The organism is Brevundimonas goettingensis (genome assembly GCF_017487405.1).
GTDB classification, from domain to species: Bacteria; Pseudomonadota; Alphaproteobacteria; order Caulobacterales; family Caulobacteraceae; genus Brevundimonas; species Brevundimonas goettingensis.
Genome location: NZ_CP062222.1, coordinates 2,877,485 through 2,894,111, shown reverse-complemented (window position 1 = coordinate 2,894,111; position 16,627 = coordinate 2,877,485). Strand labels below are relative to the sequence as shown.

The 16,627-nt window shown below is 68.9% G+C and carries 19 protein-coding genes; 9 read left to right on the top strand and 10 right to left on the bottom strand.

The window, feature by feature from the left end:
• From IFJ75_RS14070 to accD, 3 genes are read left to right on the top strand one after another with little or no spacing between them, the layout of a single operon-like run.
• Positions 1–483: a hypothetical protein gene (locus IFJ75_RS14070; protein WP_225896834.1), complete on the top strand. Its 483-nt coding sequence runs from the start codon at positions 1–3 to the stop codon at positions 481–483.
• The gene (trpA, locus tag IFJ75_RS14065; protein WP_207868807.1) at positions 480–1,310 is read left to right on the top strand and encodes a tryptophan synthase subunit alpha; all 831 of its coding nucleotides are present in this window, start codon (positions 480–482) and stop codon (positions 1,308–1,310) included. The genes IFJ75_RS14070 and trpA overlap by 4 nt, the downstream gene beginning before the upstream one ends.
• 9 nt (positions 1,311–1,319) lie before the next feature.
• Positions 1,320–2,234 (top strand): acetyl-CoA carboxylase, carboxyltransferase subunit beta, encoded by a 915-nt coding sequence (accD, locus tag IFJ75_RS14060; protein WP_207868806.1) that lies wholly within the window; start codon positions 1,320–1,322, stop codon positions 2,232–2,234.
• A 238-nt stretch (positions 2,235–2,472) separates the two neighbouring features.
• Here accD and IFJ75_RS14055 read toward each other — a convergent pair whose 3' ends face one another.
• The 8 genes from IFJ75_RS14055 to IFJ75_RS14020 all read right to left on the bottom strand — a co-directional run bounded on the left by IFJ75_RS14055 (position 2,473) and on the right by IFJ75_RS14020 (position 9,418).
• Positions 2,473–2,874, bottom strand: a complete 402-nt coding sequence (locus IFJ75_RS14055) for a DUF6491 family protein (protein WP_207868805.1) — start codon at positions 2,872–2,874, stop codon at positions 2,473–2,475.
• Positions 2,875–2,972: 98 nt separating this feature from the next.
• Positions 2,973–4,742: a tRNA (5-methylaminomethyl-2-thiouridine)(34)-methyltransferase MnmD gene (gene mnmD, locus IFJ75_RS14050; RefSeq protein WP_207868804.1), complete on the bottom strand. Its 1,770-nt coding sequence runs from the start codon at positions 4,740–4,742 to the stop codon at positions 2,973–2,975.
• Positions 4,743–4,888: 146 nt separating this feature from the next.
• Positions 4,889–5,194: a hypothetical protein gene (locus IFJ75_RS14045; RefSeq protein ID WP_207868803.1), complete on the bottom strand. Its 306-nt coding sequence runs from the start codon at positions 5,192–5,194 to the stop codon at positions 4,889–4,891.
• A 165-nt stretch (positions 5,195–5,359) separates the two neighbouring features.
• Positions 5,360–5,638, bottom strand: a complete 279-nt coding sequence (locus tag IFJ75_RS14040; protein WP_207868802.1) for a hypothetical protein — start codon at positions 5,636–5,638, stop codon at positions 5,360–5,362.
• A 119-nt stretch (positions 5,639–5,757) separates the two neighbouring features.
• Positions 5,758–6,051: a hypothetical protein gene (locus IFJ75_RS14035; RefSeq protein ID WP_207868801.1), complete on the bottom strand. Its 294-nt coding sequence runs from the start codon at positions 6,049–6,051 to the stop codon at positions 5,758–5,760.
• Between the two features lie 131 nt (positions 6,052–6,182).
• Positions 6,183–6,530: a hypothetical protein gene (locus IFJ75_RS14030; protein WP_207868800.1), complete on the bottom strand. Its 348-nt coding sequence runs from the start codon at positions 6,528–6,530 to the stop codon at positions 6,183–6,185.
• 135 nt (positions 6,531–6,665) lie between these two features.
• The gene (gene motA / locus IFJ75_RS14025; protein ID WP_207868799.1) at positions 6,666–7,532 is read right to left on the bottom strand and encodes a flagellar motor stator protein MotA; all 867 of its coding nucleotides are present in this window, start codon (positions 7,530–7,532) and stop codon (positions 6,666–6,668) included.
• Positions 7,533–7,618: 86 nt separating this feature from the next.
• Positions 7,619–9,418 carry a long-chain-acyl-CoA synthetase gene (locus tag IFJ75_RS14020; RefSeq protein ID WP_207868798.1) on the bottom strand — a complete coding sequence of 600 codons (1,800 nt, stop codon included), beginning with the start codon at positions 9,416–9,418 and terminating at the stop codon, positions 7,619–7,621.
• Between the two features lie 287 nt (positions 9,419–9,705).
• Here IFJ75_RS14020 and IFJ75_RS14015 point away from each other — a divergent pair, with 287 nt between their 5' ends.
• Both IFJ75_RS14015 and IFJ75_RS14010 read left to right on the top strand, forming a co-directional pair.
• Positions 9,706–10,182 carry a peptidase S1 gene (locus IFJ75_RS14015; protein WP_207868797.1) on the top strand — a complete coding sequence of 159 codons (477 nt, stop codon included), beginning with the start codon at positions 9,706–9,708 and terminating at the stop codon, positions 10,180–10,182.
• A 142-nt stretch (positions 10,183–10,324) separates the two neighbouring features.
• Positions 10,325–10,873: a hypothetical protein gene (locus IFJ75_RS14010; RefSeq protein ID WP_207868796.1), complete on the top strand. Its 549-nt coding sequence runs from the start codon at positions 10,325–10,327 to the stop codon at positions 10,871–10,873.
• Between the two features lie 92 nt (positions 10,874–10,965).
• Here the strand turns inward: IFJ75_RS14010 and IFJ75_RS14005 are convergent, their stop codons facing one another.
• Positions 10,966–12,288, bottom strand: a complete 1,323-nt coding sequence (locus IFJ75_RS14005) for a PQQ-dependent sugar dehydrogenase (RefSeq protein WP_207868795.1) — start codon at positions 12,286–12,288, stop codon at positions 10,966–10,968.
• 9 nt (positions 12,289–12,297) lie between these two features.
• Positions 12,298–12,858: a lipocalin family protein gene (locus IFJ75_RS14000; RefSeq protein WP_207868794.1), complete on the bottom strand. Its 561-nt coding sequence runs from the start codon at positions 12,856–12,858 to the stop codon at positions 12,298–12,300.
• 148 nt (positions 12,859–13,006) lie between these two features.
• Here IFJ75_RS14000 and IFJ75_RS13995 point away from each other — a divergent pair, with 148 nt between their 5' ends.
• The 4 genes from IFJ75_RS13995 to IFJ75_RS13980 all read left to right on the top strand — a co-directional run bounded on the left by IFJ75_RS13995 (position 13,007) and on the right by IFJ75_RS13980 (position 16,503).
• Positions 13,007–13,327, top strand: coding sequence for a DUF2218 domain-containing protein (locus IFJ75_RS13995; RefSeq protein WP_207868793.1), 321 nt, complete (start codon positions 13,007–13,009; stop codon positions 13,325–13,327).
• 98 nt (positions 13,328–13,425) lie between these two features.
• Complete coding sequence (locus IFJ75_RS13990; protein ID WP_207868792.1) at positions 13,426–14,394, top strand: ABC transporter ATP-binding protein; 969 nt, start codon at positions 13,426–13,428, stop codon at positions 14,392–14,394.
• Positions 14,391–15,158 carry an ABC transporter permease gene (locus IFJ75_RS13985; protein ID WP_207868791.1) on the top strand — a complete coding sequence of 256 codons (768 nt, stop codon included), beginning with the start codon at positions 14,391–14,393 and terminating at the stop codon, positions 15,156–15,158. The genes IFJ75_RS13990 and IFJ75_RS13985 overlap by 4 nt, the downstream gene beginning before the upstream one ends.
• A gap of 118 nt (positions 15,159–15,276) precedes the next feature.
• Positions 15,277–16,503: a hypothetical protein gene (locus IFJ75_RS13980; protein ID WP_207868790.1), complete on the top strand. Its 1,227-nt coding sequence runs from the start codon at positions 15,277–15,279 to the stop codon at positions 16,501–16,503.
• Positions 16,504–16,627 lie beyond the last annotated feature (124 nt).

Here is a 16,627-nt window from a genome sequence, read left to right as displayed (position 1 = left end):
ATGAAAATCCTGACCATCGCCGCCACGGCGCTTTTCGTTTCCGCGGCTTCGGGCGCCTCCGCCCAGACGACGGCCCCGGCCGCGCCCGCCCAGACCGCTCCGGCGCCCGCAGGACCGCAGGGGCGCCCGGCGACCGACATCCCCCTGCTTCAGGGCGCCGAGCCGGCGCCCGATTGCGGCAACCTGTACGGGCTGAACGGCAAGGCCTTCTGCGTCGGCATTCTGATGAGCAACGTCGGCACCGTGGCCGAGGCCTATATCAGCGATCTGGAAGCCAAGGGCTGGCTGGTCGCGGCGGGCGACAACAACCGCGTCGTCTTCATCCGGCGCCAGGAAGGCGGCGGCTGCGAGGGAATGCAGATGCAGGCCTTCTACGACACCAACCGTCCGACCTCGCCGACGGCCGTGGGCTACCTCGGCTTCGCCACCATCCCCGGCAATGTCTGCGCCGCCCAGCCGGCTGCGACGGGGCCCGCCCAATGACCACGGCTCGTATCGACGCCCGTTTCGCCGCCCTGAAGGCTGAAGGCCGGGCTGGTTTCGTGGCCTATGTCATGGCCGGCGATCCCACCCGCGACGCAGCGCTGGAGATCCTGAAGGGCCTGCCCGCCGCCGGCGCCGACATCATCGAACTGGGATTCCCCTTCTCGGACCCCATGGCCGAGGGGCCGCCGATCCAGCGCGCCGCCCAGCGCGGGATGAAGGCCGGGCTGACGCTGCAGGGCACGCTTGAGCTGGCCGCCGCCTTCCGCGAGACCGACGACGATACCCCGGTGATCCTGATGGGCTATCTGAACCCCATCGAGAGCCACGGCTATGAAGCCTTCGCGCACGACGCCGCCGCCGCCGGCATCGATGGCCTGATCGTCGTCGACTGCCCGCCGGAGGAGGCCGACCCTCTGTCCGACGCTCTCGACGCCAACGGCGTGTCGCTGATCCGTCTGGCGACCCCCACCTCGGACGACGCCCGGCTGAAGGTCATCGCGCGGCGCACGTCTGGCTTCGTCTATTACGTGTCGGTCGCCGGTGTGACCGGGGTTAAGGAGGCCCAGGCCGTTTCCGTCGCGCCGGCGGTGGAGCGCATCCGCAAGGCTACCGGCCTGCCGGTCGCCGTCGGCTTCGGCGTCAAGACGCCCGAACGCGCCGCCGAGATCGCCCGCGTCGCCGATGCCGTGGTGGTCGGCTCGGTTCTGGTCGAGGAGGTCGCCGCGGCGATCGCCGCGAACGAACCCGCCGCCCCGCGCGTTCTGGCGAAGGTGAAGGCTCTCGGCGACGCCGTACGGGGTGCGCGCGTGGGCGAAACCGTCTAGAGACCCGCCATGGCCGATAACAAACCCCATCCTGAAAAGCCCCACTCCGATAAGCCAAGGGGTGGCTGGCTCGCCCGCTTCGCTCCGGGGGTGCGCAAGATCGTCAGCCGCCGCAGCAACGAGACCCCCGACAATCTCTGGGTCAAGGACCCGGATACGGGTGAGATGCTCTATCGCTCGGACCTCGAGGCCGCCCTTTGGGTGACGCCGTCGGGCCGCCACATGCGGCTGAACGCCGAGCAGCGTCTGCGCTACACCTTCGACGATGGCCAGTTCGAAGCGATCGACACGCCGGACGTGCCCGAGGACCCGCTCAAATTCTCGGACGGCAAATCCTACAAGGATCGCCTCGGCGCGGCGCGCAAGGCGGCCGGCCGCAAGGACACGATGATGATCGGCTTCGGCGAGATCGACGGCACGCCCGCCGTGGTCATCGTCCAGGACTTCAGCTTCATGGGCGGATCGCTGGGCACCGCGGCGGGCGAGGCCTTCGTCGCCGCCGCCCACGCCGCCATCGCCTGTGAAGTCCCGCTGGTCTGCTTCACTGCCGCCGGCGGCGCCCGGATGCAGGAGGGCGCGCTGAGCCTGATGCAGATGGCGCGTTCGACCCTCGCCGTGCAGGAGCTGAAGGCGGCCCAGTTGCCCTATGTCGTGGTCCTGACCGACCCGACCACGGGCGGCGTAACCGCCAGCTACGCCATGCTGGGCGACGTCCATCTGGCCGAACCCGGCGCCCTGATCGGCTTCGCCGGGGCGCGGGTGATCGAAAGCACCATCCGCGAGAAACTGCCGCCGGGCTTCCAGCGCGCCGAATATCTTCAGGAAAAAGGCATGGTCGACAAGGTCGTCGCCCGTCCGGACCTGCCGGAAACGCTCGGCGCCGTCCTGTCGATGCTGATGGGCGGCAAGCGCCGCGCGGCCTGATCCGGCCAAGGCCCTGACTAGCCGAAGATTGCCCGAATCGACCCCATTTTCAGACGTCTGAGGGTATGAAATACCCTTGGAGTGGCAAATGCGTACCAAAGTTAGGACGCACGTAGGACGCGCGTCCTTTAGATACGCTCTGGTCCGGGCGTTGTATGTCCGGTCGGGCGGCCCGGTCGCATAAGTCCCTTCCAGACTGACCGGGCCGCATCCCTTGCGCGGGAACGGTCCCGTCCTATCAAGGGCGGGAACGGGCCGGCAGCGCGGCGACCTCGGCGTCGGTCAGCTTCTTGTCGATGCGTGCGCGACAGGCCTGAACCGGCGCGGCCGAGCCCGGAACCGCGAGTGTCGCCCATTCATCCGTACACAGACGGCTGGCGCCCATCTCGGGCACGATCGCCATCTGATAGGCGTGGTCAAGGTCGAGACAGGCGCCCGCCGTAGTCAACTGATAGACGCCCGATCCCCGTACCTTGAGGTACAGGGTCTGGTCCCGACCCGAACGGAAATTGTCGACCTGCTGTTGCGAGAAGCACTGGCGTTCGGGCGCTTCGGCGCGGGCCGGGGCAGCGGCGGGCAGGGCGGCCGAACCGACCATCAGGCCGACGGCCGGAACGAGAAGCAGCAAGGACTGACGCACAGCGACCTCCTCAGGAGCGGGAACGGAAGCGTTCGTTTTCAATCTGTACCCTTTGCGAATCTGACGCAAGGGTTGTGAACGATCACTGTTTTCCGGGATCAGGGCGTGATGAGCCGGTCCGGTGACAACCGGCCCGCGAACCCGGCGGGCAGGGGTGAGGGGGTTCCCGTGACGACCGCCGCCAGATGTTCGCCGAGAAGCGGGGCGACGCAGAAGCCGCGCGACCCGAGGCCGCCCAGCACCCAGACCCTCTCCGCCAGCGCGCCGCAGACCGGCAACCGGTCCCCGGTCGTCGCCCGGATGGCCGCCCGGGCCTGGGTCGGGGTCGCCGCGATCGCTTCCTCCAGACCGGGGAGGCGGGCGGCGAGGACGGCGCGGTTGCGGTCGGTGTCGCCGGGGCGAACCTCGGTGGCGGTCTGGTCCCGGTCGTGGGTGGCGCCGAACAGGAAACCCGATCCCGTCGGGGCGACATAGCCGCCCCAGGCCGTGGCCTCCGGCGCGGGATCGATCTCGACCCAGTCCGCCTGACCGCGCACGGGCTTGAGGCCCAGGGCCGGAGCCAGATCGGCGGCGCCCCAGCCGGCAGTCACGATCACGGCCCGGGCCTCGGTCAGGACGGCGCCGGTCGCATCCAGCAGACGGACCGTGTCGCCCTGATGCTCGATCCGCGCGACCCGGCCGGTTATCGTCGCGACCCCGTCCAGCCAGTCGTCGAGGATCCGCCGGGGTGAGGCGGTCAGGGCGCCGGCCATGCGCAGCCCGCCTTCGGACGCGGTCATCTCGCCTTCGGGCCACCAGGGCTGGGTCGCGACCTTGGCGAAGCGGGCGGCGTCGCGGTCGGATTGCGCCAGCTGGGTCACGCCCGGGGCAATCACTGCGCCCGGCGTCGCCGAATAGAGGGCGCGGGCGCGCTCCAGGGCCTGGGCGTGGAAGCCGGCGATAATGGCGTCTCCGGCATCGAGCCGGGGGGTGACCAGAGAGGCGGGAAAGCCCGACCCCCCGGCGCCGGGCCGCTCGGCTTCGATCAGGACGACGGGGACATCGAGAGCCTTCAGGGCCCGGGCGACCGAGGCGCCGGCGACGCCGCCGCCGATGACGGCCACGGTGGCGGTGGCGGTGGCGGTGGCGATGGCGGGGGGGCCGGACGTCGCCACCGCTTCGGGACGCCAGGCCTCGAGCCGCTCGCGCTTGCGCCCGTGGCCGGGACGTTTCTCGACCTGGAAGCCCCGGTCCGACAGGCCGCGCCGCACGGCGCCGGCGACGGTAAAGGTGGCGACCCGGGCGCCCGGCGCGGATCGGGCGGCGATCCCGTCCATCACGGCGTCGGACCACATGCCGGGGTTCAGGGCCGGGGAGAAGCCGTCGAGGAACCAGGCGTCCGCCGTGCCCCGCCACTCCTCCAGCGCCCAGGCCGCGTCGCCGACGGCCAGGTCGATCGTCGCGCGGAAATCGGGCAGGTCGATGCGGTGAAAGCCGGGCGTTCCCGCCGGCCAGGCCGCGATCAGGGCGGCGGCCATGTCGGCGACCTCGGGCCAGGCGGCGAGCGCCCGCGCGGCCTCCTCGGCCGTCAGGGGGAAGGCCTCTATGGAGAAGACGTTGAGCCGTCCGTCCGCCGGTCCCTCGCGCCGCCACAGGTCCAGAAGGGCGATGATGTTGAGCCCGGTGCCGAAGCCCAGTTCGGCGATGGTGAACTGACGTCGTCCCGCCCAGCCGTCCGGCAGGCCGCAGCCGCCGAGGAAGACCGCGCGGCTCTCCGCCAGGCCGTCGTCTTTCGAGAAATAGACGTCGCCGAATCGGGCCGAACGGGGCTCGCCGTTCTCGGACCAGGTCAGGTCGGCGTGTCCGCGTGTTTCGGGATCGGGGAGCATGGCGCTCTCCTACACCGTCCATCCGACGACAGGCGACGTCGGATACCAAATGGGGGATACGAAATGGGATACGAAAAAGGGGCCGCCCGAAGGCGACCCCTGTCCCGTCAGACCCCGAAGCCGTGTCCGGGGTCCGTCCGTAAGATCTAGTGCTTTTCCGGAGCCGGGGCGGCGTGCGGCGCCATGGCGCCTTCAGCCGGGGCGGCGTGGGCGTCGGCGGCCGGAGCGGTCGTCGTGGCGGCGGCGGCGCTCGAAGCGGCCTCGCCGGCGGCGGCGGCGGCGTCGGTCGCGGCCTGGTCGGCGGTCGCGGCGGCGTCAGCGGCGGTATCGGCGGCGGCAGCCGAATCAGCGGCGGCGTCGGCGGCCTTTTCTTCGGGCTTGGCCGAGCAGGCCGTGATGGCCAGGGCAGCGGCGGCGGCGGCCGACAGGGCCATCAGGTGACGAATGGTCATAGGGAATTCCTTCCTTTTCCGCGGGATCGTGAAGCCCCGCGAGGAGGAGCAGACGCCCCCGCGCGCCAAACCGCAAGTTAAAAAATCACGCGTTCGTGATCGCATAACATGGTGCGGTGCGGGGGATCGAGCCGGTTCGTCAGCGTCCGGAACCGGTCGAAACGCTCAGTGCGGCGCCTGTTCGGGCAGGGGGACGGTGGTCGGCGACCCCGGCTCCGGCAAGCCCGCGGCCTCGGCGGCCTGGGTCCCGGCCTGAAGGGCGGCCTCGCTGGCGGCGGCGGCGTCAGCCCCGGCCTTGGCGGCGTCGGAGGCCGCCTGATCCGCGGAGGCTGCGGCGGCCTCGGCCGAGGCGGCGGCGCTCTTTTCGGGATGATCCGAATGGCAGGCGGCGACGGCGAGGGCGGCCCCGAACAGGGACGCGATCAGAAGCGGACGGAGGGTCATGGCGGGCTCCCGGCAGGCGGGCGAAGGGCCCGTACACCGGCGTAACGCGAGGCCCGGCCCGGAAGCAAGAGAGGGGTGGCAAGAGACGCCGCCGCGCTGCGACGGCGTCCCTGAGGGCCTCAGTGCTTCGGCGCCATGGCGCTGTCGGCGGGCGCCATCTTGTCCGCAGGGGCCATCTTGTCGGCAGGAGCCATCTTGTCCGCGGGGGCCATGGCGCCGTCGGAAGGGGCCATCGCGCCTGTAGCGGGGGCGCCGGCGGCGGGGGCCATGGCGCTGTCGGACGCCGGGGCCATTGAGCCTTCGGCGGCGGGGGCCATGGGGGTCTCGGCCTTTTCCTCAGGCGCCGGCTTGCAGGCGGCGATGGACAGGGCCGCGAGGCCGGCGGCGGCGATCATCAGGTGGCGAATGGTCATCAGGGGTTCCCTCTGTCGTTTGCTCGGCGAGACGATTTGCCGCGCCGCTGAAGCGTCCGAGGGCCGGTCCGTCCGGACCCTCAGGCGTGGCTACGCGCCCAGGGACCGGAAGGTTACGGGAGGGGGCCGACTCAGTGCGGGGCGGTCGGGCCGCTGGAGGCGCCGGCGGGCGACAGGGTCCCCTTGGTCGCGCCGATGGTCTCCTGGGTCGTCGGCGGGGTGGTGGTCGTGGGGGCCATGGTCGACCCGGAAGCCGGGGCCATCGATTCCGAAGCGGGAGCCGAAGAGGAAGACCCGCCGCTGGAGGCCGACATGGCGCCCGAGCTGGCCGGGGCGTTGGCCGAGGCGTTCGAGCCGGCGTCAGAGGCCGACATCGCGCCTTCGGTCGAGGCGGCGGGGGCGGTTTCCTCGGCGGGCTTGTTGCAGGCGGCGACGGACAGGGCGGCGGCGCCGGCGGCGAGGATCATCAGTCTTTTCATGGCGTTCTCCCGGACGAGATCGCCTGGGCCGGAACGGCCCGCCATCATCGGCTCGCGCGATCGTCTCGCGGGGTGAACGAGCTTGAGTGGACTGTGTTCCGTCAGTGGACGGAAGGGGGTGGGGCTGGCCGGGGCTCAGTCCGCCGGCGCGGCGGCCAGGGCCTCTTCCATCTCGGCGAAGGACGGCTGGGCCGCCGAGGGGATGTCGCCACGGCCGATTTCGACTGAGATCTGGGCGGCGTTGCCGTGCAGGTGAGCGACCAGCACCGACTGGATAATCTTGTAGAAGGCGGCCTCCTCATCGACGATCGCGTTCAGACGCGCCGCGAACGGGCCGACCAGACCATAGGCCAGGAACACGCCGAGGAAGGTGCCGACGAGGGCCGAGCCGATCATCTCACCCAGCACGGCCGGGGGTTCGGTGATGGCGCCCATGGTCTTGATGATGCCGAGCACGGCCGCGACGATCCCCAGGGCGGGCAGGCCGTCGGCCAGGTTCTGGAGCGCGTGCGGGGCCATGGCGGCCTCGTGGTGGTGCTTCTCCAGCTGCTTCTCCATGGCGTCCTCGATCTGGTGAGGGTCCTCCAGGTTCATCGTCATCATCCGCAGGGTGTCGCAGATGAAGTCGATGGCGAAGTGGTCCTTCATGACCTTGGGATACTTCTGGAAGATGCTGGATTCGCCGGGCTTTTCGATATGGCTTTCCAGGGCGATGACGCCCTTGGACTTCATCGTCTTGGTCAGCTGGAACAGCAGCGACAGCAGGTCCTTGTAGTCCTGCTTCTTCCATTTCGGGCCGGCGAAGCATTTGCCGAAGCCGCCCAGGGACGACTTGATGACGCCGATCGAGTTGGCCATCAGGAAGGCCGCGACGCCGGCGCCGAGAATGGCCATCAGTTCGTGCGGGGCGGCGTGCAGGATCACGTCCATCTTGCCGCCGGACATCAGGAAGCTGCCGAACACAAGGCCGAACAGCAGCACAATGCCGATAATCTGGAACATAGACGGGCGCCCGAAGTCCGCGAGGAGAGGTCGGGATAATCGCCGTTAATGATTAAGGGGCTGTTGCGATTTGCCGCCCGATGTTCTCAGAGCCGGTTTTCGCCGCTGATGATGGCCGCCAGGATGGCCGGGGTCAGCTTCTGATAGCCGGACTTGCCGCCGCGGACATAGATCGGGCCGTCGACCTTGGCGGGATCGAAGCCTTCGGAGACCAGATCGACCTTGCGGTATTTGAAGGTGCCCGTGGTCTCCAGCGACTTGGCGATGCGGATGAAGACCGGCCGCGCATAGGAGGGCAACTGTTCGTCGGCATAGTCGGCGAAGGCCTTGGCCGAGAATTTGTCGTCCAGGATGAGGGTGACCATCCCCGCCTTGCCCTCGGTGAAGGGCACGGGCACGCCATAGGCGATGACTTCGCGGACGCCCGGCGCCTCGGCCAGCCGCTGCTCGACCTCGGAGGTGGAGACGTTCTCGCCCTTCCAGCGGAAGGTGTCGCCGATCCGGTCGATGAAATAGAGGTAGCCCTCCGAGTCCTGGCGCATCAGGTCGCCGGTGCGGAACCATTTGTCGCCGCGCGCGAAGACATCGGTGAGGATCTTCTTTTCAGAGGCGGCCTTGTCGGCATAGCCGGAGAAGTCGTGGCGGACGTCGTTGCCGATGGCGCCGATGGCCTCGCCGATCTCGCCCGGACGGGCTTCCTCGCACAGGCCGTTGGGCGCGCGCACCGGCTCGTTGGTGTCGACGTCGAAGCGGACCAGACGGATGTTGATCTGCTTCTTGAGCAGCTTGGGCACGCGGCCGATGGCGCCCTGTTTGCCATCGAAATTGAACAGGGAGACATTGCCCTCGGTCGAGCCGTAGAACTCGAGAATGTCCGGAATCCTGAAGCGGCTCTGGAAGTCGGGCCAGACATCGGGGCGCAGGCCGTTGCCGAAGGCGAGCTTGAGCTTGTGGGCGCGGTCGTCCTCGCCCGGCGGGCAGTTGACCAGATAGCGGCAAAGCTCGCCGATATAGACGAACATGGTCGCGCCGGTGGAGCGGACGTCGGGCCAGAAGCTCTTGGCCGAGAATTTCTTGCGCAGGATCAGCCGGCCGCCGTTCAGCAGGGCCGGGCCGACCCCGACCAGACCGCCGGTGGAATGGTACAGGGGCAGGACGTCGAAGATGGCGTCCTGGGGCGTGGCGTTCGTGCAGCCGGCGAAGGCGCGCATATAGGTCCGGGCGCGCGAATGGGGGATGCGCGCCGCCTTGGGCAGGCCGGTCGTGCCGGAGGTGTAGATGTAGAGGGCGGTGTCGCGGTTGGTCAGGCCCTCGCGCACCGTCTTCAGCGGGCGCACCGACGAGGCGCTGCGCACGGCGTTGTCGAGGTTGCGGCGCGCGTCGGCCTCTTGCTCGGGCTGCAGCCCCACGACCCACAACATAAGGGTGCGGCTGGTGAAGGCGCGGGCGTCCTCGACCTGATGCCAGGTGCCTTCGTCGGCGACCACCTGGGCCACATTGACGATGTTGAGGCAGTGGGCCAGCGCCTGGCCGGTCAGGTTGGTGTTGATCAGGGCCGTGGCGATGCCGACCTTGGAGAAACCGATCCACGAGGCCAGATATTCGATGCGGTTGGTCATCACCAGGCCGATGACGTCCGACCGGCGCAGGTTGCGCCCGCGCGCCCAGTGGGCATAGCGGTTGGCCAGGGCGTCAAGCTCGCGATAGGTGACTTTGCGGGTCTCGTCCTCGACGGCGATGTTGTCGCCGAATTTGTCGACCGCCTCTTCGAAGTCGTCACAGAGCAGGACCGTGCTATCCAGCTCGATCGGCTTGATCCGCTTCAGCAGCCGCCTGAGACCGGCGGCGAATTTGAGGTCGCGCTTGATGTTCGCTGCGAGACCCATGATTGCCGTTACTCCGTATGCGCCGTCTGCTCTCCTGATGGACAACCCGCCCGCCCGGGTCAACTCGTGCGAGAATTCAGAACGATGGTCGATGTGGTTTCCGGCCGTCCGTGGCGCCGTTGCGCCGGTAACCTACGGTCAAGTTTGGCCTTTAGGCGGGCCTGGGCACAGGTTTGCACCGGCGTCAGTTTTCGCCGACTTGATCCCGGACCAAGCGCGACGTTAAATCGCACAACGCCGGTCGTCGGATCGTCCGAATGAATTGTCGGCGGGGGGAGATTTTCGATATGCGCCGCCTTTCCATCGCCGCCGGCCTGTTCGCCATGGTCGCCGCCGTCGCTGCGCCGGCTCTGGCTCAGGACTATGACGCCGACACCACCTACGGAAACCTGGAGCTTCAGGCCGGGTTCACGCCCGATCCGGCCCTGGTCACCCTGCAGGCCGGCGGGACGATTGACGCCTCGACCCGGTTCAACACCTGCCAGGGCTTCATCGCCCAGTCCCCGGACGTGCGGCTGGTGTGGAGCGGGTCGTCCAAGGGCGGGTCGCCGATCAAGATCTCGGTTGTGTCCAACGCCGACACCACCCTGGTGGTCAATGCGCCCGACGGCAGCTGGCACTGCGACGACGACAGCGGTGAGGATTCCAACCCCTCCCTGACCCTGACGCCCCAGAACGGTCGCTACGAAATCTGGGTCGGCACCTATTCCTCGGGCGAGACCAAGAATTCGGTCCTGTCGGTCTCGGAAGTCACCAGCTTCTGAGGTCAGCCGTAAGGCAAGCGGCGCCGTGACGCACGGTTGTCGTCACGATTGTGGCGGCAACGGTGTTTCTTCTGGGCGCTGACGATTTGGCGGAACCTGGATCGGTGGCGGATGTTCTTTCTCCGAACTTTTGGAGGATACAATGTCCGTCACCTATACTGACGATACCGTCGCCCCGATTAATGAAGACGTCTATGTGCCTGCCTTCTCTCGCCGTCCGGCGAGGCAGAAGAAGGTCCGCGCCTGGATGATCCTGGCCCCCATCGCGGCGGTCGCCCTGATCGGCGGCGGTGCGGCGATGTTGATGTCCAGCGGCGGCGAGCCTGCCCAGCCCCTGGCCGAGCCCGCGCCGACCCTCACGCCGATGGTCCAGCCCACCCCGATCGCTCCGGCTCCGGTCGCCGCGGTTCCGGTCGAGGCCACGCCGGCCCCGGTCGTCCGTGAGGCGGCGCCGGCCCCGGCAGCCCGTCGTGAAGCCACGCAGGTCCGCAGCGCCCCGCGTCCGGCCCCCCGCGCCGAGACGCCGGCCCCGACGACCGGCCCGCAACCCTACAGCGGCGCGGCGTCTTCGCTGAACGCGGCCACCCCCGCGCCGCGCATCGTCACGCCGTCGATCCCGGCTCCCGCCCCGACCGTGACACCCGCCCCGACGGCGCCGGCTCCGGTTATCGTGGTCCAGCCGCTGAACTAAGGCTTGCGCCTGAGGGTCCGCGCGTGAGTTTGCGGACCTGAAAGAAGAGGCCCCGGCGGAGCGATCCGCCGGGGCCTTTTGCTGTCCCAGCCTCAGTTCGCCGAGGACACTCGCCAGATCACATTGCCCACATCGTCTGCGACCAGCAGGGCGCCGGTCCGGTCGGTCTGGACGCCCACGGGCCGGCCCTGGGCCTCGCCCTCGCTGTTGAGGAAGCCGGTCAGGACGTCGCGCGGCATGCCGGTCGGAACCCCGTTGGCGAAGCTCACGAAGATGACCTTGTAGCCATTCGGCGCGGCGCGGTTCCACGAGCCGTGCTGGCCGACGAAGGCCCCGTTGCGGAAGGTGGCGGGCAAGGTCGTGCTGTCCGAGAAGGTCAGGCCCAGCGAGGCCGTATGGGCGCCCAGGGCGTAGTCGGGCTTGATGGCGCTGGCCACGAGCGCCGGGTTCTGCGGCTTGACCCGCTCATCGACGTTCTGGCCGTAATAGCTGTACGGCCAGCCGTAGAAGGCGCCGGGCGTCACCGAGGTCATGTAATCGGGCACCAGATCGTTGCCGATCTCGTCACGCTCATTGACCGAGACCCACAGCTTGCCGCTCTCGGGGTTCCAGGCCAGGCCGACGGGGTTTCTGAGACCTGCCGCATAGACGCGGCTGGCGCCCGTCATCCGGTCGATCTCGAGGATGTTGGCGCGGTGGGTTTCCTCCGCCATGCCGAAGTCGGCGACGTTGGAGTTCGACCCGACGCCCACATAGAGTTTCGTCCCGTCCGGGCTGGCGACCAGACTCTTGGTCCAGTGGTGATTGCGACCGGCGGGCAGGTCGGTCAGCTTGACCGGCGTGGCGGTGATCTGGGTCTGGCCGGTCGCATAGGGGACGCTGACCACGGCGTTTGCATTGGCGACATAGAGTTGGTCGCCGACCAGGGCCATGCCGAACGGCGACATCAGCCCGGTCAGGAAAACAGTCTTCAACTCGGCCGTCCCGTCACCGTCGGCGTCGCGCAGCAGGACGATCCGGTTCGGGCTGGGCGTCACCGCTCCGGCCTTTTTCATGATCAGCTTCTGGAAGAAGCCCTTGATGCCCTCGGATTTTTCCGGCGGCTTGGGCGGGGCGTTGGTCTCGGCGACGAGGATGTCGCCGTTGGGCAGGCGATAGAGCCAGCGCGGATGGTTCAGGCCGGAGGCGAAGGGCTGGACCTTCAGCCCCGCCGCCGGGGTCGGCATGGCGCCGGCCGGCCAGCCGACGGCGTCCGCCACCTTCACCGTCGGGAACAGGCCTGCATGCGGCTTGGGCAGGGTGGGGGAGGGCCCAAAGCCGACGGACGGATCCAGCGACTCCTGACCCCCGCAGGAGGCCAGCATCAGGGCGGCGGCGCAGACGGCGGCGGGGGCGGCGATCAGGGATCGAGACATGGACAAACCTCAGTTGGGAAGCGGTGCGGGAAACTCGAGCCGGGCGGGATCATAGCCCAGCTGGCGAACACGTTCGACGAGCCGCGCCAGCTCCGCCTGCGACGGAACCGTGCGGGCGTAGATCCACAGCCGGTCGAAGGTCGGGTCGGCGGAGATGAACCAGCCGTAGTCGTCGGCGTGATCGAGGATCCAGAACTCCCAGGTCACAAGGCCGCCGAAATAGCGGGCGCGGAACCTCGCATTGGTTCCGGGATCGAGGATGGTCGCTCGCGCGCCGATGGCCTTCTCCCTGCCGGTCGGGGTCTTGTCCTGACAGGTGTCGCGCAGGGTCAGATTGGCCGGACCGGTCAGCGTATAGGTGGTCGTCCCCGCCACGCAGCCGTCGGTCAGCCGCATCGGCAGCCGGCCGATCTCCAGCCAGCGTCCGGAATAGAGCAGGCTCGCATCGACGGCCTTCGCCGGCTGCGGCGCCCGGTACTGGCTGGGGGACGGGGCCGTGGCGCAGGCGCTGAGCCCCGCCGAGAGCACCAGCGCGGCCGAGGCGGCGACGGCGAGGGATCGAAGGGACATCGAGGGCAGGCTCCACGGGTGCGGTGACAACCGTCAGCTACGAACGCGGTTCCCGTCGCGATGCAGCCATGCTCAAGACACAAAAAGATATATCTTGCGAATTGTTCGCAATCACCTATATGCGGAGCCCGACAGAAGGAAAGTCCTCATGGCCGACACTGCTCCCATCACCGTTACCTCGATCTCCGAAGCCCGTACCGAAACCGCCCACGCCAGCCGCTATCTGCAGCAACTGGCCAAGCACTGGAGCCACAAGTTCGAGGTCCAATTCACCCCGACGGCGGCGACGATCGACCTGCCGCTCGGCCGCTGCGAACTGGCCGCAGACGCCGAGGCGCTGGAGGTCACGCTCAAGGGCACGCCTCACGTCGACATGAACCGGTTCAAGACCGTCGTCGCCGAACACCTGCAGCGCTTTGCACATCGCGAGACGCTGACCTTCGACTGGCGCGACGCTACGCCGGCCTGACGCTAATTGTGTCAACAGCGCCGTCCGGCGCCTTGAGACGCCGCTGAACAGGGCCATATTCCGCGCGCGGCCATGACGACGGCGCGCGGGGAGCCTTCATGACGCCGACCACCAATACGCCGCCGAAAGCGGCTCCCGTGATCACCATCGCGGGCCTGTCCAAGACCTACAAGTCCGGCCTTCAGGCCCTGAAGACAGTGGATCTGAGCATCGGCAAAGGCGAGATCTTCGCCCTGCTGGGCCCGAACGGGGCGGGCAAGACCACCCTGATCTCCATCGTCTGCGGCATCGTCACCCCCTCGACCGGCACGGTCGTCGCCGACGGCTTCGACATCCAGAGCCAGTACCGGCAGGCGCGGTCGCGCATCGGCCTGGTGCCGCAGGAGCTGACGACCGACGCCTTCGAGACCGTGCTGGCCACCGTGACCTTCTCGCGGGGTCTGTTCGGCAAGGCGCCGAACCCGGCCTTCGTCGAACAGGTGCTGCGCGACCTCAGCCTATGGGACAAGAAGGACGCCAAGATCATGACCCTGTCCGGCGGCATGAAGCGCCGGGTCATGATCGCCAAGGCCCTGAGCCACGAGCCCGACATCCTGTTCCTCGACGAACCCACGGCGGGCGTCGACGTCGAGCTGCGCCGCGACATGTGGCAACTGGTCCGCAAGCTGCGCGATCGCGGCGTGACCATCATCCTGACCACCCACTATATCGAAGAGGCCGAGGAGATGGCCGACCGGGTTGGCGTCATCCTCAAGGGAGAGCTGATCCTCGTCGAGGAGACGAAGGCCCTCATGAAGAAGCTGGGCAAGAAGACCCTGACGCTGAACCTCGCCGAGCCCATGGCCGCCGTCCCCGCCGAGCTGGCCCAATGGAAGCCCGAACTCAAGAACGAGGGCCATGAGCTGGAATACAGCTTCGACGCCAATGCCGAGGACACCGGCGTGCCGTCCCTGATCCGGGCGCTGGAGAAGCTGGGCGTCGGCTTCAAGGATCTGAACACCAAGCAGAGCTCGCTGGAAGACATCTTCGTCTCCCTTGTTCACCGTGAAAAGGGAGCCGTCGCATGACCTTCAACGCTTACGGCGTCTGGGCCATCTACCGCTTCGAAATGGCGCGGGCCCTGCGCACCCTGTGGCAGTCGGTGGTCACGCCGGTCATCACCACGGCCCTGTATTTCGTCGTCTTCGGCTCGGCCATCGGCGGCCATATGAACTCGGTCGACGGCGTGCCCTACGGCGCCTTCATCGTGCCCGGCCTGATCATGCTCAGCCTGTTCACCCAGTCGATCTTCAACGCCTCCTTCGGCATCTACTTCCCGAAGTTCACTGGCACGATCTACGAGATCCTGTCGGCGCCGGTCAGTTCGATAGAGATCGTCATCGCCTATGTCGGGGCGGCAGCGACCAAGTCGGCGGTGCTGGGGCTGATCATCCTGGCCACAGCGTCCCTGTTCGTGCCGCTGCACATTCTGCATCCGGTGGCCATGTTCGCCATGCTGGTGCTGATCTCGGTGACCTTCAGCCTGTTCGGCTTCATCATCGGGGTCTGGGCCAACGGCTTCGAACAGCTGCAGATGATCCCGATGCTGATCGTCACGCCCCTCACCTTCCTCGGCGGCTCCTTCTATTCGATCGACATGCTGCCCCCGGCGTGGCGGACGATCACCCTGTTCAACCCGGTGGTCTATCTGATCTCGGGCTTCCGCTGGACCTTCTATGGGGCGGGAGATGTCGGCGTCGGCTACAGCGTGCTCGCCACCCTGGGCTTCCTCGCGGTCTGTCTCGTGATCGTCGGCTGGATCCTCAAGACGGGCTACCGGCTCAAGAACTGACCCGATCTCGGCCTGAACCGCGCGTAACGGTCGGGTCACGAAAGGGTCGAACTGCGCCGCCATTGTGGCGTTCCCGTTGTAATGTCCGAACGGTTCTCGCCGCCGGACCGGAGTGCGCATGGCCGACAAGACCCCGGACGATCAGCCCTCATCCGAGACGGGGACGCCCGCCGCTGGGACTCCCGCCGCTGGGACTCCCGCCGCCGGGACGCCCGCCGGGCAGGCCGGCCGGGGACGACCCCAGATCCAGTGGGGCCGACCGCCGTCCCAGGTCTTTCACACCGGCCCCCTGCCCAAGGGACCGCCGATCGCGCTCCGGCCCCAACCGCAACCTCAGCCGCAACCTCAGGCCGCTCCGCCGATTTCCGGCGGCGCGTCGACGGTGACGCCCCCGCTTACGCCGACGCCGAGCCCGGCCCGCCCGGCCGCGACGGGGCGCGGCGGCATCTACAGCGGCTCGCTGATTCCGCGCGCCCGGCCGGACACCGGCTTCGGCGCCCTGCCGCCCGTGGGGACGCCTGCTACCCCCAAGCCGACGCTGGTCACCGCGCCCGGACCGGCCCCCGGACCGGTCCCCGGACCGACGGCCAACCCTGTTCCGAACCTGGTCGAGCATCCGGCGCGCAAGGCGCTGGAGGCGGCCCCGCGCCCCGCGCCTCAACCGGCTGTCGAACCCGCCGCTGCGGCTCCCGCCTGGCCGGACACGACGGTGCGCCCCCTGCCCGAGGCGGTCCCGGCCGCCGTCTCGCCGTTCGATCCGATTCCCGAACCCGCGCGACCTGCTCCGGAGGCCGAGCGCCCGGAAGCAGTGCCCGCCGCCGCTCCGGCCCTGGCCCGGACGACCGCCCGGACCGGCTCAAGCCGCCTGCCGCTCTACATCGGCGGCGGAGTGGTCGTGATCGCCGCGATCGCCGCCGCCGTCTGGGTCCTGCGGCCCAAACCCGTCGCTGCGCCCGCGCCGGTCGAGACGGCGCCCGCTGCCGCACCGGTTCAGCCGGCTCCCGCGCCGGTTCAACCGGACGCCGGCGTCCCGACCGGGACCGCTGCGCCCGTCGTGGAGACCGCGCCGACCGCTCGTGCGCCCACTCGCACCCCGACCCCGGCCGCAACACCGGCCCGTCCGACGACAGCGACCCAAACGCCGACGATCCAGACGCGTCCGGCCGCCGCGACCCAGCGTCCGGCGCCGACGACCGCGCCCGTGACGGTTCCAGCGGCGCCTCCGCCCCAGATCATCGTCACCCCGCCGCCGGTCCAGCCCGCGGCCCCGCCGCCGACGGCCGCCCGGCCGCAGACGGCCGACCCCGACGCCCCGATCTCGACGCGGCCCCAGCCTCTGGACTAGGAGGGGGCTGCAGGCGGACGGCCAGCCTCATTCCTGCCGCTCATCCCGGCGAAGGCCGGGATCCAGATGCAAATCAGGCGTCTGAAGGTCTGTGGGATTGCGTCTGTGCGGCAGGCATCCCGTC